The 14,391-nt window shown below is 72.1% G+C and carries 10 protein-coding genes; 7 read left to right on the forward strand and 3 right to left on the reverse strand.

The window, feature by feature from the left end; genetic code table 11:
* The 4 genes from treS to ACZ4V6_RS09455 form a co-directional block, all read left to right on the forward strand.
* A partial coding sequence (gene treS / locus ACZ4V6_RS09440; protein WP_467824375.1) for a maltose alpha-D-glucosyltransferase occupies nucleotides 1-1,363 on the forward strand: 1,363 nt, incomplete at its 5' end.
* 28 nt (nucleotides 1,364-1,391) lie between these two features.
* Nucleotides 1,392-2,753: a maltokinase N-terminal cap-like domain-containing protein gene (locus ACZ4V6_RS09445; protein ID WP_467824378.1), complete on the forward strand. Its 1,362-nt coding sequence runs from the start codon at nucleotides 1,392-1,394 to the stop codon at nucleotides 2,751-2,753.
* A 3-nt stretch (nucleotides 2,754-2,756) separates the two neighbouring features.
* Complete coding sequence (gene glgB / locus ACZ4V6_RS09450; protein WP_467824381.1) at nucleotides 2,757-4,979, forward strand: 1,4-alpha-glucan branching enzyme; 2,223 nt, start codon at nucleotides 2,757-2,759, stop codon at nucleotides 4,977-4,979.
* 108 nt (nucleotides 4,980-5,087) lie between these two features.
* The gene (locus tag ACZ4V6_RS09455) at nucleotides 5,088-6,179 is read left to right on the forward strand and encodes a glutamate--cysteine ligase 2 (RefSeq protein WP_467824383.1); all 1,092 of its coding nucleotides are present in this window, start codon (nucleotides 5,088-5,090) and stop codon (nucleotides 6,177-6,179) included.
* A 45-nt stretch (nucleotides 6,180-6,224) separates the two neighbouring features.
* On the opposite strand, the gene ACZ4V6_RS09460 is transcribed toward ACZ4V6_RS09455, so the two are convergent.
* Nucleotides 6,225-6,458: a DUF6480 family protein gene (locus ACZ4V6_RS09460; protein WP_403520780.1), complete on the reverse strand. Its 234-nt coding sequence runs from the start codon at nucleotides 6,456-6,458 to the stop codon at nucleotides 6,225-6,227.
* A gap of 149 nt (nucleotides 6,459-6,607) precedes the next feature.
* On the opposite strand from ACZ4V6_RS09460, the gene ACZ4V6_RS09465 reads away from it, so the two are divergent.
* Together ACZ4V6_RS09465 and ACZ4V6_RS09470 are read left to right on the forward strand one after the other, a co-directional pair.
* Nucleotides 6,608-8,518, forward strand: a complete 1,911-nt coding sequence (locus ACZ4V6_RS09465) for an AMP-dependent synthetase/ligase (protein WP_467825578.1) — start codon at nucleotides 6,608-6,610, stop codon at nucleotides 8,516-8,518.
* A 152-nt stretch (nucleotides 8,519-8,670) separates the two neighbouring features.
* Nucleotides 8,671-9,105, forward strand: coding sequence for an ATP-binding protein (locus tag ACZ4V6_RS09470; protein WP_467824386.1), 435 nt, complete (start codon nucleotides 8,671-8,673; stop codon nucleotides 9,103-9,105).
* Nucleotides 9,106-9,112: 7 nt separating this feature from the next.
* On the opposite strand, the gene ACZ4V6_RS09475 is transcribed toward ACZ4V6_RS09470, so the two are convergent.
* Together ACZ4V6_RS09475 and ACZ4V6_RS09480 are read right to left on the reverse strand one after the other, a co-directional pair.
* Nucleotides 9,113-9,562 carry an ATP-binding protein gene (locus ACZ4V6_RS09475; protein ID WP_467824388.1) on the reverse strand — a complete coding sequence of 150 codons (450 nt, stop codon included), beginning with the start codon at nucleotides 9,560-9,562 and terminating at the stop codon, nucleotides 9,113-9,115.
* A 67-nt stretch (nucleotides 9,563-9,629) separates the two neighbouring features.
* A complete protein-coding gene (locus ACZ4V6_RS09480; RefSeq protein ID WP_467824391.1) occupies nucleotides 9,630-10,001 on the reverse strand; it encodes a PRC-barrel domain-containing protein in 372 nt (123 codons plus the stop codon).
* A gap of 339 nt (nucleotides 10,002-10,340) precedes the next feature.
* Between ACZ4V6_RS09480 and ACZ4V6_RS09485 the strand changes: the two genes are divergently transcribed.
* The gene (locus ACZ4V6_RS09485) at nucleotides 10,341-14,336 is read left to right on the forward strand and encodes a HAMP domain-containing protein (RefSeq protein WP_467824394.1); all 3,996 of its coding nucleotides are present in this window, start codon (nucleotides 10,341-10,343) and stop codon (nucleotides 14,334-14,336) included.
* Nucleotides 14,337-14,391 lie beyond the last annotated feature (55 nt).

A 14,391-nucleotide genomic window follows, 5' to 3' on the forward strand; every position in this document is an offset into this window, starting at 1 on the left:
GAACCACACCAGCGACCAGCACCCGTGGTTCCAGGAGTCGCGGAAGAACCCCGACGGCCCCTACGGCGACTACTACGTCTGGGCCGACGACGACACCCGCTACGCCGACGCCCGCATCATCTTCGTCGACACCGAGGCGTCGAACTGGACGTACGACCCGGTGCGCGGACAGTACTTCTGGCACCGCTTCTTCTCCCACCAGCCGGACCTGAACTACGAGAACCCCGCGGTACAGGAGGAGATGCTGGCCGCGCTGAAGTTCTGGCTGGACCTCGGCATCGACGGCTTCCGGCTGGACGCCGTGCCCTACCTCTACGCCGAAGAGGGCACCAACTGCGAGAACCTGCCCGCCAGCCACGAGTTCCTCAAGCGCGTCCGCCGCGAGATCGACGCGCAGTACCCGGACACGGTGCTGCTGGCCGAGGCCAACCAGTGGCCCGAGGACGTGGTCGACTACTTCGGCGACTACGCCGCCGGCGGCGACGAGTGCCACATGGCCTTCCACTTCCCGGTGATGCCGCGCATCTTCATGGCCGTGCGCCGCGAGTCGCGCTATCCGGTCTCGGAGATCCTGGCCAAGACCCCGGCGATCCCCTCGGGCTGCCAGTGGGGCATCTTCCTGCGCAACCACGACGAGCTGACCCTGGAGATGGTCACCGACGAGGAGCGCGACTACATGTGGGCCGAGTACGCGAAGGACCCGCGGATGCGCGCCAACATCGGCATCCGCCGGCGCCTGGCCCCCCTCCTCGACAACGACCGCAACCAGATCGAACTGTTCACCGCCCTCCTCCTCGCCCTTCCGGGATCACCGATCCTCTACTACGGCGACGAGATCGGCATGGGCGACAACATCTGGCTCGGCGACCGCGACGCGGTGCGCACACCGATGCAGTGGACCCCGGACCGCAACGCCGGCTTCTCCACCTGTGATCCGGGCCGGCTCTACCTGCCGACGATCATGGACCCGGTCTACGGCTACCAGGTGACGAACGTCGAGGCGTCCATGGCCTCGCCGTCCTCGCTGCTGCACTGGACCCGGCGCATGATCGAGATCCGCAAGCAGAACGTGGCGTTCGGCCTGGGCTCGTACACCGAGCTGCCCTCGTCCAACCCCGCCGTCCTGGCCTTCCTGCGCGAGTACGAGGACGACCTGGTCCTGTGCGTGAACAACTTCGCGCGGTTCGCGCAGCCCACCGAGCTGGACCTGCGCGAGTTCGCCGGACGCCATCCGGTCGAGCTGTTCGGCGGGGTCCGCTTCCCCGCCATCGGTGAACTGCCGTACCTACTGACCCTCGGGGGCCACGGCTTCTACTGGTTCCGGCTCACCCGAGTCGCATCCCGCATCGGCCGCCGCGCGTGAGCGCAGGCCGAGGAAAGGACGCGTCACCATGCCGAAGACCGCACCCCTGCGCCCCAGGCCGACGCATCCCGCCGAGCCCATGGCCTCGCTCGGCGGGCTGCTGCGGGAGTGGCTGCCGCGGCAGCGCTGGTTCGCGGGCAAGGACCGGCCCGTGGCCGAACTCGGTCTGCTGTCGATGACCGAGCTGTTCCCGGGCTGCCTGCACCTGCTGGTCCACACCGGACACGGCCCCGTTCCCGCGCCGGGCGGCGCGCCCCCGGCCGGCGACTGCTACCAGTTGCTGCTCGGTGTGCGCGAGCAGCCGTCGCCGCGCCTGGGACGGGCGCTCATCGGGCAGGTGCAGGACGGCCCGCTGGCCGGCCGGACGGTCTACGACGCGCTGCACGACCCCCGGGCGGCCCAGCTGCTCCTGGAACGGCTGCGGCACCCCGGCAAGGCGGGTCCGCTGCGCTTCGAGTGCGACCCGTCCCGTCCGGTGCCCGGCGGGCTCGCGCCCCGCATCCTGGACGCCGAGCAGTCCAACTCCTCGCTGGTGTACGGCGACGAGTTCATCCTCAAGGTGTTCCGGCGCATCCAGCCGGGGGTCAACCCTGACCTGGAGGTGCCGAGCGCCCTGGTCCGGCAGGGGTGCGACCGGGTGCCCGCGCCGGTGGCGTGGCTGCGGACGACCCATCCCTACGGGGCGACGCTCGGCGTGCTCCAGCCGTTCCTGCACGACGCCTCCGACGGCTGGACCCTCGCCCTTCAGGCGTTGTCCTCCGGGGACGACTTCACCGTGCAGGCCCACGAACTGGGGCGGGCGATGGCCGACGTGCACCTGGCGCTGGCCTCGGCCTTCCCCTCCGGTGCCCCCGGGGAGAACGGCCGCACGGCGGCGGCGATGACCGAAAGGCTGACCGCGGCCGCGCACGCCGTGCCGGCGCTGCGACCCTTCGTCCCCGGTCTGCGGGCGGCCTTCGCCGCGCTGACCACCTGCGACTCGGGACCGCCCGCCCAGCGCATCCACGGCGACCTGCACCTGGGTCAGGTGCTGCGGGCCGGCCGGGACTGGTTCGTCATCGACTTCGAGGGCGAACCGTCCCGCCCGCTCGCCGAACGGCGCAGCGCCCACTCCCCCGTGCGGGACATCGCGGGCATGCTGCGCTCCTTCGACTACGCCGCCCGGCAGCGCCGCCCGTGGCGCCCCGAGTGGGCCCGCCGCTGCCGCGAGGCGTTCTGCGCGGGCTACGCCGCCCGTGCCGGGTGGGACCCCCGCAAGAAGCACGGCCTGCTGCGCGCCTACGAGACCGACCGGGCCGTGTACGAGGTGCTGTACGAGGCCCGGCACCGCCCCGACTGGCTTCCCGTACCCATGGCGGCGATCGAACGACTCGCCGTGAGAGGAGACTGACCCGTGGCCCTCCGCGACACCTCGCTCCCCGAGCCGTCCGGTCCCGTCGCGCCCGCACCCGGGGCGTGCACGGCCGCACCGCCGCTGGATCCGACCGACCGGGGGCGCCTGCTGGCGGGCGCCCACCACGACCCGCACGCGCTGCTCGGCGCCCATCCGGTGCCCGGCGGGATCGCCTTCCGGGCGCTGCGCCCCTTCGCCCGCGAGGTGAGCGTGGTCGTCGACGGCGTGCGCCACGCCCTGGTGTCGGAGGAGGACGGCCTGTTCTCCGGCGTCCTGCCGCTGGCGGAGATCCCCGCGTACACCCTCGTCGTGGCGTACGAGGAGGGGGAGCAGGAGACGCACGACCCGTACCGCTTCCTGCCCGCCCTCGGCGAACTGGACCTGCACCTGATCGGCGAGGGCCGGCACGAGCAGCTGTGGCGGGCGCTGGGCGCGGAGCCGATGGCCCACGAGGGCGTCACCGGCACCCGGTTCACGGTGTGGGCGCCGAACGCGCAGGGCGTGCGCGTCGCCGCCGACTTCACCCACTGGGACGGCACGGCGTTCCCGATGCGCTCGCTCGGTTCGTCCGGGGTGTGGGAGCTGTTCCTGCCGGGCGTCGGCGAGGGCACCCGGTACAAGTTCGAGATCCACTCCCGCTACGGGCACCGGTTCCTCAAGGCCGACCCGATGGCGCGCGCGGCGGAGGAACCGCCGAACACGGCATCCGTCGTGACGGCGTCGCACTACGAGTGGAACGACCGCGAGTGGATGCGGACCCGCTCCGCCACGCCGGTGCACGAGGCGCCGTTCTCGGTGTACGAGGTGCACCTGCCCTCGTGGCGTCCGGGGCTGACCTACCGCGAGCTGGCCGACGTGCTGCCCGCCTACGTCAAGGACCTGGGCTTCACCCACGTCGAGCTGATGCCGGTCGCCGAGCACCCCTACGGCCCGTCCTGGGGCTACCAGGTCACCGGCTTCTACGCGCCGACCGCGCGCCTCGGCTCGCCCGACGACTTCCGGTACCTGGTCGACGCCCTGCACGGGGCGGGCATCGGCGTGATCATGGACTGGGTGCCGGCGCACTTCCCGAAGGACGACTGGGCACTGGCCCGGTTCGACGGGGACCCGCTGTACGAGCCCGGGGACTCCCGGCGCGCCGAGCACCCGGACTGGGGCACGTACACCTTCGACTTCGCCCGCACCGAGGTGCGCAACTTCCTGGTCGCCAACGCCGTGTACTGGTGCGAGGAGTTCCACATCGACGGGCTGCGCGTGGACGCGGTCGCCTCCATGCTGTACCTGGACTACTCGCGCGACTCGGGCCAGTGGGAGCCCAACCGGTACGGCGGCCGGGAGGACCTGGCGGCCATGGCGTTCCTGCAGGAGATGAACGCGACCGTCTACCGGCGCTGCCCCGGCGTGGTGACCATCGCGGAGGAGTCGACCGCGTGGGGCGGGGTGACCAGGCCGACCGACACCGGCGGGCTCGGTTTCGGGCTGAAGTGGAACATGGGCTGGATGCACGACTCGCTGGAGTACGTCGCGCACGAGCCGGTGCACCGCAAGTACCACCACCACGAGATGACCTTCTCGATGGTGTACGCGTACAGCGAGAACTACGTGCTGCCGATCTCCCACGACGAGGTGGTGCACGGCAAGCAGGCGCTGGTGTCGAAGATGCCGGGCGACTGGTGGCAGCGGCGCGCGAACGTCCGCGCCTACCTCGGCTTCATGTGGGCGCACCCCGGCAAGCAGCTGCTGTTCATGGGGCAGGAGTTCGCGCAGGGTGCCGAGTGGTCGGAGAAGCAGGGCCCCGAGTGGTGGCTGCTCGACGAGGGGTACCACTCGGCGGGCGACCACCGCGGCATCCAGGACCTGGTGCGCGAGCTCAACACCCGCTACGGCCGGACCCCGGCCCTGTGGCGGCGCGACACGGACCCGGCCGGTTTCCGCTGGGTCGCCGTGGACGCGGCCGAGGACAACGTCTTCGCGTTTCTGCGGTTCGACGAGGACGGCAGCTCCCTGCTGGCGGTGTCGAACTTCTCGCCGGTGGTCCGGCACGAGTACGGGCTCGCCGTCGGCGACGACGTCGCCGTCTGGCAGGAGGTCCTCAACACGGACGCCGCGGAGTACGGCGGCAGCGGGGTGACCAACCCCGACCCGGTCAAGCCGGAGGACGGCAGCATCCGGATCACGCTGCCGCCGCTGGCCACGGTGTGGCTGATGCCCTTCGTCCTGTGACGCACTGCGGCACGGCCAGGTGTTCCGCGGCCTTTGTGGGGGCAGGCGGGGTTCGAACGGCGGGAAGGCCCCGTCGTCCCGGTCGGACCCCCGGAAAGGCGGCATCACGTGCGCACCGTCGGAGTGGAGGAGGAACTCCTCCTGGTGGATCCCGAGTCCGGCGAACCGCGTGCGCTGTCCGCCGCGGTGCTCGCCCGGGCCTCCCAGGAGGACGGCGAACAGGACGTCTTCGAGAAGGAACTGCACGAGCAGATGCTCGAGTTCGCCACGCATCCGCAGACGGACATGGAACGGCTGCACGCGGAGATCGTCCGCTGCCGTGAGGAGGCCGGGCGGCACGCCGGGGGGATCGGCTGTGCCGTCGCCGCGCTCGCCACCTCCCCGCTGCCGGTCAGCCCCGCCGTCGGCATGAACCGCCGCTACCGGTGGATGGCCGAGCAGTACGGCGTCGTGGTGCACGAGCAGCTCGTCCTCGGCTGTCACGTGCACGTGTCCGTGGAGTCCGACGAGGAGGCCGTCGCCGTCGTCGACCGGGTGCGGCCCTGGCTGTCGGTGCTCACCGCGCTGAGCGCGAACTCGCCGTTCTGGCAGGGCAGGGACTCGGCGTACAGCAGCTACCGCAGCCGGGTCTGGCAGCGCTGGCCGTCGGCCGGGCCGACGGAGCTGTTCGGGTCGGCGGAGACCTACCACCGGCGGGTCGCGGACATGGTGGCCACCGGGACCATCCTCGACGAGGGGATGATCTACTTCGACGTCCGGCTGGCCCGGCGGTACCCGACGATCGAGTTCCGGGTCATGGACGTCTGCCTGGACGCGAGCACCGCCGTCCTGATCGCCGCCCTGGCCCGTGCCCTGGTCGAGACGGCCGCGCGGGAGTGGCGGGAGGGCGTGGAGCCGGTCGGGCACAGTGTGAGCCTGCTGCGCCTGGCCGCCTGGCGGGCCGCCCGGTCCGGGCTGACGGAGGAGCTGCTGCACCCGGCGACGATGCGGCGCATGCCCGCGGAGACGGTCGTGCGGGCCCTGCTGGACCACGTGCGGGAGGCGCTGGCCGCCGCCGGTGACCTGGAGCGGGCCGAGAAACTGGCCGAGGACCTGCTGCGGCACGGAAACGGCGCCCGCGTGCAGCGCGAGCTGCTGGAGCGCACCGGCAGCCTGCGCGACGTCGTCACCGAGTGCGTACGCCGCACCCAGCTGGCCTGACGGGGGCGGGCGTGCACCGCCCGGCCCCCTCCTGACCGCGGCCGCTCAGAAGATCAGGGCCAGGGCGTAGGCGAGGAACCCGGCCGCGATCAGCACCACGAGGGCGAGGATCAGGACCAGTGGCCCCTTGGCCCAGCCCTTGGTGGGATTGTGCACCTCCCGCGGGCCCGCCTCGGGCAGGCTGCTCTCCGCCGGCGGGGTCTCGCCGGGCGGTACGCCACCGCCCGGTTCCAGGCCGGTGGTGTGTTCGGGGTCGGGATCGGGGTTCGTGTAGCTCATGCCGTACGGGTCCCCCGATCCGCCGGGATCACCGGGTGGGAACACTTCCGCCGTCCCGGCCCCCCGCCGCCCGGGGCTCGGCTAGATTCGAGCCTCCGATGACGGTGCTCGTCGGCGACGTCACCCTCCGCACATGTCAGGAGCAGCGCATGCGCGACCTCGCCCTCGCTCCCCGGGCCGCCCTGCCGCCCCTGACCGGCGGGCTCGCCGACAGTCTCTTCGAGACGGCGGCCCGCACCCCCGCCCTGCCGATGCTCGCGCGCCGCCCCGTACCGTCCTCCGCCGTCTGGGAGGAGGTGACGGCCGCCGAGTTCCGCGACGAGGTGGTCGACCTGGCCAAGGGGCTGATCGCGTGCGGGATCCGGCCGGGCGACCGCGTGGCGATCCTGGCCCGCACACGGTACGAGTGGACGGTCTTCAGTTACGCGCTGTGGACGGTGGGCGCCGAGGTCGTCCCGGTCTACCCGACCTCCTCGCGCGACCAGGTCGAATGGATCCTGCGGGACGCGGGCTGCGTGGCCGTGGTGGTCGAGGACGAACAGAGCGTGATGACCGTCGGCTCGGTGTGCGCGACGCTGCCGTCGCTGCGGCACGTCTGGCAGCTGGACGCGGGCGCGCCGGCCGCGCTGGTGGCGCGCGGTGAGTTCATCCCGTACGCCACCGTCGACTCCATGCGCCGTCTCGTGCCGCCGGACTCCACCGCCGTCGTCGCCTACACCTCCGGCACCTCGGGCCGGGCCCTGGGGTGCGCGCTGAGCCACCGCAGCCTGGCCTCCCCGTGCGACACGCTGCTCGCCGGCTGGGGCCACACGGTGGCGCCCGAAGGGGAGCAGGGCGCGGTCCTCGCCTTCCTCCCGTTCTCGCACGTGTACGGGCTGATGATCCAGAACCTGTGCGTCCGGGGCGGACTGCTCATGGCGCACGAGCCGGCGATGAGCGAGGAGGCGCTGTCGTCGGCGCTGCGGTCCTTCCGTCCGACGTACTTCTACGCCGTCCCGTCGATCCTGGAGAAGCTCTACAAGAACTTCCTGCGCGCGGCCCAGCAGGCGGGCCGGGGGGCGCTGTTCGAACGGGCCGCCGACACGGCGAGGGACTTCGCCGCGGCGCTGGAACGCCGGCGGCTCGGCAGGGGGCCGGGACCCGGCTTCGACCTGCGGCTCCAGCACTCCCTGTACGAGCGGACGGTGTACCGCCGGCTGCGGTCGGCGCTGGGCGGCCGGGTGCGGCGGGCCACGTGCGGCGGTTCGCCGCTCAGCCGCGAGCTGTCCCTCTTCTACGAGGGCATCGGCGTGTACGTGCACGACGGCTACGGCCTGACGGAGACCAGCGGCGGACTGACCATGCAGCCGCTGGGCCGCGAGAAGTCGGGCACCGTCGGGCAGCCCCTGCCCGGCATGGAGGTCCGGGTGGCCGACGACGGGGAGATCCTGGTGCGCGGACCGTCGCTGTTCCAGGGGTACGTCGGCGACGAGGCGGCCACCCGCCGGGTACTGTGCGGCGGGTGGCTGGCCACCGGGGACCTCGGGCACCTGGACGACGAGAACTACCTGTCGATCACGGGCCGCAAGAAGGACGTCATCATCACCAGCGGCGGCAAGAGCGTCGTCCCGGCCGTCCTGGAGGAGCGGCTGCGGATGCACCCGCTCGTCCACCAGGCGGTGGTGGTGGGTGACAACCGGCCCTGCGTGGGTGCGCTGATCACGCTGGACCCCGAGTTCCTGACGCACTGGCGGGCGGGTCTGGCGCTCCAGGGCGACGTGTCGGTGCGCGAGGCGCGCGAGGAGAACGCGCTGCGGGAGGAGATCACCCGGGCCGTCGCCGCGGCCAACAGCGCCGTCTCGCGCTCGGAGTCCATCCGGGTCTTCCGCGTCCTGCCGGAACCGTTCGACGTGAACAACGGGCTGCTCACACCGTCGATGAAGCTGCGGCGGGACGAGATCGTACGGACCTACGCCCTCGAGATCGACGCGATGTACGAAGCGCGCTCGCGGCGGCGGCCGCACGTGCCGGCGCGGGAGCCGGCCGGCTGGGAGGACACGGACGACGTCTTCCTCCGGTGAACGCCTTCTTCCGGTGACGGGAGCGTCACCCGCGGTGCGCTGCGCCGTTGCCGCGCGGACGTGCGCGTAGGCTCCGCCGACCCGGGAACTAACAAACGAAGGAGAAGCGAAGGAAGGACGACGCCCGGTGGACGCCGGGCCGGGAAGGCGAGATGGCAGCCGAGTCGCGTTGGGACAGGACACTGGCTTCCGAGGAGATCACGAGCCGCACCGCCAGCTTCAGCGGGGAGTTGCACAATGTGACCGACGCCCGCCTTGTCGCGGAGGAGTTCCTCTACGACCTGGCGCGTGTGGCACCGCCCTCGGCGCCCGAGCACTGGGACGACATCCTGCTGGTCGTCACGGAACTGGCGGCCAACGCGGTGCAGTACGCCCCGGGCCCCTTCGAGCTGCGCCTGCGCCGTACCTTCGACGGGGTGCACGTGGTGATGCACGACACGAGCACCACCGAACCCGCGCCGCGCCCCTTCCATCCGAGCAGCGGCGGCGGCGGCATCGGCTGGCACCTGATCCACACGCTGTCCGACCAGGTGAGCGTCGTCACCGGCGGACGGGGCAAGGACATCCACGTGTTCCTGCCCTGGTGACCGTCGGTCAGGTGCCGGCGGGGCGCACCGGCACCAGCGCGCTGATCGTCTTGCCGCCCCCGGGGCGGAGCTCGACGGCGATGTCCCGCGTGAGCCGGGCGACCAGCGGCCAGCCGTAGCCGCTGCCGTGGTGCCGGGTGGGGAACTCCCGCACCGCCCGGGGCATCACCGGACTGTGGTCGTGGACGGCGATCCACACGCCCTCGCCCGTGGTCCGGACGTCGAAGCCGGCCAGCCCGCCGCCGTGCCGGATCGCGTTGGTCACCAGCTCCGAGACGACGAGCAGCAGGTCGACGACGTCTTCTTCGCGCACCCCGCGGTCCGTGCCGCCCCACCGTGCGCGTACCGCCGACTCCGCGCGGGCCCGCGCGTCGGCCGCGCTGGTCACGGCGGGCGGCGCCGGTGTGCCGGCCGCGGTACCGGGCGCGGACGTGGTGGTTCCATCGGTTCGTTCCATGTCTGTGGTGTCCCTGGCTCGCTTCGTCCGTGCTGTCGTCCTGCACCGGATCGGGCCGGCCACCGGGTCAGTCGCCCGTGGCCTCCCGCGGCGGCAACCGGTCGTAGTAGTCGCCCACGGCCGCCAGGTACTCCCGGTCCATGGTCTCGCTGTCGGTCCGGAACCGGGGTGCGGCCTTGATCTGCGCCCTGGTGCACGCCACGGTGACGGTGCGGGTCCCGGGGTCGATGCCCCGCACCGCGCCGACCGGGACGAGCACGCTGCGTCCGAAGATCCAGACGCCGGTGTCGACGACCAGGTGCCGCATGCCGAAGTGGTCGGCCTGCCGGTCCACGTGGCCGATGGTGCCGTCGCTCGCGAGGACGGTGCAGCCCGTGAGGTCCTGTCCCTCCGTGTGACCGCTGTCCGCCGCGTACGACCAGATGTTGTCCGTCGGCACGCTGTCCCTTTCCTTCCCCTTCGGCACGGTTCGGCGACTGAGGGACCGGACGGGCGCCGGGGGCGGCCCGGCCGGTCCGGCCCACAGCAGCGGATACCCGGCGTGGGCCGCCCCATTCGGGGCGCGTGGCCGGGCGGCGCCACGGGTTCCTGGCCCGGTGAGGGGTCCCCGCTTTGTCGCCCGCCCGGCACCTGGGTTAGCCTCTGACGTATTTTTCTCATCGCGCAAATCCGTGAACTGCGGAAATGCACGCACGACAGACCGGACCGCCCGGCGGTGCCGGAGGTGTTCCGAGCCCTCGGAAGCCGGGGGCTCCTGGGGAGCGGAACGAGGGTGCGCATGACCAGCGACAGCGCCGGAACCGTGGACACGGTGCCGGGCGATCAGGAGCTGCGGCGCCTGCTGGCCGGCCTGACGGCCGTACGGGACGGCGACTTCGGCACGCGTCTGCCGGACGAGGCGGACGGCCTGATGGGCGACATCGCCAAGGTCTTCAACGGCATGGTGGACCAGCTGTCCGTGTTCACCTCCGAGGTCACCCGGGTGGCCCGCGAGGTCGGCACCGAGGGCACCCTCGGCGGGCAGGCGAGGGTGCCGGGCGTCTCGGGCACCTGGGCCGACCTGACGGACTCGGTCAACGCCATGGCGGGGAACCTGACCACCCAGGTGCGGGACATCGCGCAGGTGGCCACGGCGGTGGCCAAGGGCGACCTCTCCCAGAAGATCGACGTCGACGCGCGCGGCGAGATCCTGGAGCTGAAGAACACCATCAACACGATGGTCGACCAGCTCTCCGCCTTCGCCGACGAGGTCACCCGCGTCGCCCGCGAGGTCGGCACCGACGGACGGCTCGGCGGCCAGGCGGACGTCCAGGGCGTCAAGGGGACGTGGCGCGACCTCACCGACTCGGTGAACTTCATGGCGGGCAACCTGACCAACCAGGTCCGCAATGTCGCCCAGGTGGCGACCGCCGTGGCCAAGGGCGACCTCTCCCAGAAGATCACCGTGGACGCGCGCGGCGAGATCCTGGAGCTGAAGAACACCATCAACACGATGGTCGACCAGCTCTCCGCCTTCGCCGACGAGGTCACCCGCGTCGCCCGCGAGGTCGGCACGGCCGGCAACCTGGGCGGACAGGCGCAGGTGCGCGGCGTGTCGGGCACCTGGAAGGACCTCACCGACAACGTCAACGTGATGGCGTCGAACCTGACGGGGCAGGTCCGTTCCATCGCCCAGGTCGCCACCGCGGTGGCCCGCGGCGACCTGTCGCAGCGGATCACCGTCAAGGCCGAGGGCGAGATCGCGGCCCTGGCCGAGGTCATCAACACGATGGTCGACACGCTGTCGGCGTTCGCCGACGAGGTCACCCGCGTGGCCCGCGAGGTCGGCACCGAGGGCCGGCTCGGCGGCCAGGCGCACGTGCCGAACGTCGCCGGCACCTGGAAGGACCTGACCGACAACGTCAACTCGATGGCCAACAACCTCACCGGCCAGGTGCGCAACATCGCGCTGGTGACGACGGCGGTGGCCCGCGGCGACCTGTCGAAGAAGATCGACGTCGACGCGCGCGGCGAGATCCTCGAGCTCAAGACGACGATCAACACGATGGTCGACCAGCTCTCCGCCTTCGCCGACGAGGTCACCCGCGTGGCCCGCGAGGTCGGCACCGAGGGCCGGCTCGGCGGCCAGGCCGAGGTGGAGGGCGTCTCGGGCACCTGGAAGCGGCTCACGGAGAACGTCAACGAGCTGGCGGGCAACCTCACCCGGCAGGTCCGCGCGATCGCCGGGGTGACGAGCGCCGTCGCCGAGGGCGACCTGACCCGCTCGATCAACGTGGAGGCGTCCGGCGAGGTCGCCGAGCTCAAGGACAACATCAACGCGATGGTGCAGTCCCTGCGCGAGACCACCCGGGCCAACCAGGAGCAGGACTGGCTCAAGACCAACCTCGCCCGGATCTCCGGCCTGATGCAGGGCCACCGGGACCTGCCCGTGGTCGCCGAGCTGATCATGGACGAGCTGGTGCCGCTGGTGTCGGCGCAGTACGGCGCCTTCTACCTGGCCGAGGACGGCGACGGCGGCCCCGAACTGCGGCTCGTCGGCTCCTACGGCTATCCCGACGACGCGGACCGGCCCACCCGGATCGCGTTCGGCCGCACGCTGGTCGGCCAGGCCGCGCGCAGCCGGCGCACCATCGTGGTGGACGAGCTGCCGCCGGACTACGTGACCATCTCCTCGGGGCTCGGCCAGGTGGTGCCCACCGCCCTGGTGCTGGTGCCCATCGTGGTCGAGGGCCAGGTGCTCGGCGTGATCGAGCTGGCGTCGGTCACCGCGTTCACGCCGATCCACCGGGACTTCCTGGAACAGCTGATGGAGACCATCGGCGTCAACGTCAACACCATCGTGGCCAACGCCCGCACCGACGAGCTGCTCGCCGAGTCGCAGCGCCTGACGGCCGAGCTCCAGGCCCGCTCCACGGAACTGCAGGTGCAGCAGGAGGAGTTGCAGCGTTCCAACGCCGAGCTGGAGGACAAGGCGTCCCTGCTGGCCGCCCAGAACCGGGACATCGAGGCGAAGAACCTCCAGATCGAGCAGGCCCGGCAGGAGCTGGAGGCCCGCGCCCAGCAGCTGTCGCTGGCCTCGAAGTACAAGTCGGAGTTCCTGGCGAACATGAGCCACGAGCTGCGCACCCCGCTCAACAGCCTGCTCATCCTCGCCCAGCTGCTCGCCCAGAACCCCTCGCGCAACCTCACCCCGAAGCAGGTCGAGTACGCGGGGATCATCCACTCGGCGGGCTCGGACCTGCTCCAGCTGATCAACGACATCCTGGACCTGTCGAAGGTCGAGGCGGGGAAGATGGACGTCTCCCCGGAGCGGGTGACGCTGCGGCAGCTCATCGAGTACGTCGAGGCCACGTTCCGGCCCATGACGACGCAGAAGGGCCTGGAGTTCACGGTGACCACGGCCCCCGGCGCGCCGGCGGACCTGCTGACCGACGACTCCCGGCTGCGTCAGGTGCTGCGCAACCTGCTGTCCAACGCGGTGAAGTTCACCGAGCGGGGCGGGGTGGAGCTGTCCATCGAGCCGGCGCCGGACCACGAGGTGCCCGGTGGTGTGGTCCGGGGCGGTGCCGTGGTGGCCTTCCGGGTGAAGGACACCGGCATCGGCATCCCGGAGCAGCACCTGGAGTCGATCTTCGGGGCGTTCCAGCAGGCCGACGGCACGACCAGCCGCAAGTACGGCGGCACCGGACTCGGCCTGTCCATCACGCGGGAGATCGCCCAGTTGCTGGGCGGCGCCGTCACGGTGGACAGCACGCCCGACCAGGGCAGCACGTTCACGTTGTTCCTGCCGGTGGCCCGGCCCGACTTCGAGGACCTGCTGGGCCGGGGCGGGGAGCAGGCGCCGGCCCGGTCGTCCGAGGAGGTGCTCACGAGCCCGGCGCCGCTGCCCGAGCTGACGGGCGGGCAGCGGCGGCGGCCGCGGCGGCTGCTCGTGGTGGAGGAGCGGCCGCGCGGTCTGCTGACCCTGGTCGCGGAGAGCGTGGTGGCGGAACTGCCGCACGGCCGGGACGACGCGAGCGGCAGACCGCCGCTCGACATCATCACCGCCGTCGGGGCCGAGGAGGCGGCCGGCGCGCTGGCGGCCGAGCCGTGTCACTGCGTCGTCCTGGAGCTGGGCATGCCGGACTCCGAGGCGTCCCGGTTCCTCCAGGCGCTGCGGGGCGACTCGGCGCTGGCGAGCGTGCCGGTGCTCGTGCACAGCGGTCACCGCGCGGACGCGGCGCTGGAGGAGCGCCTGCGCTCCGGTGCCGGCGGCGGGGCGCTGGAGTTCCTGTCGAGCCTCGACGAGCTGCGGGAGCGGATCGCGCTGCACCTGGCCGCCGAGGAGCCCGGGGACGTGCTGTCCCTGGTCCGCCCCGAGGAGCCGCAGCGCCTGACGCCGCTGCCCGTGGAGGAGGCGCCGTCGGGCCGCACCGTCCTGGTCGTGGACGACGACGCGCGCAACCTCTTCGCGCTCAGCGGGATCCTGGAGCTGCACGGTTTCCGGGTCCTGCACGCGGAGAACGGGCGGCGGGGCATCGAGACGCTGGTGAACCATCCGGACATCGCCCTGGTCCTGATGGACGTGATGATGCCGGAGATGGACGGCTACACGGCGACCGCGGAGATCCGCCGGATGCCGCAGTACGCCGATCTGCCGATCATCGCGGTGACGGCCAAGGCGATGCCGGGCGACCGGGAGAAGAGCATCGCCTCGGGCGCCAGCGACTACGTCACCAAACCCGTGGACACGCAGGACCTCATCGCGTGCGTCCGCCGCTGGCTGCCCGCATGAGCGCGCCGGCCCCCGTTCCGTCCACCGGTGGGCCGGGCGGCGCGCGACGGGTCCC

It is taken from the genome of Streptomyces sp. NPDC029152 (assembly GCF_055564355.1).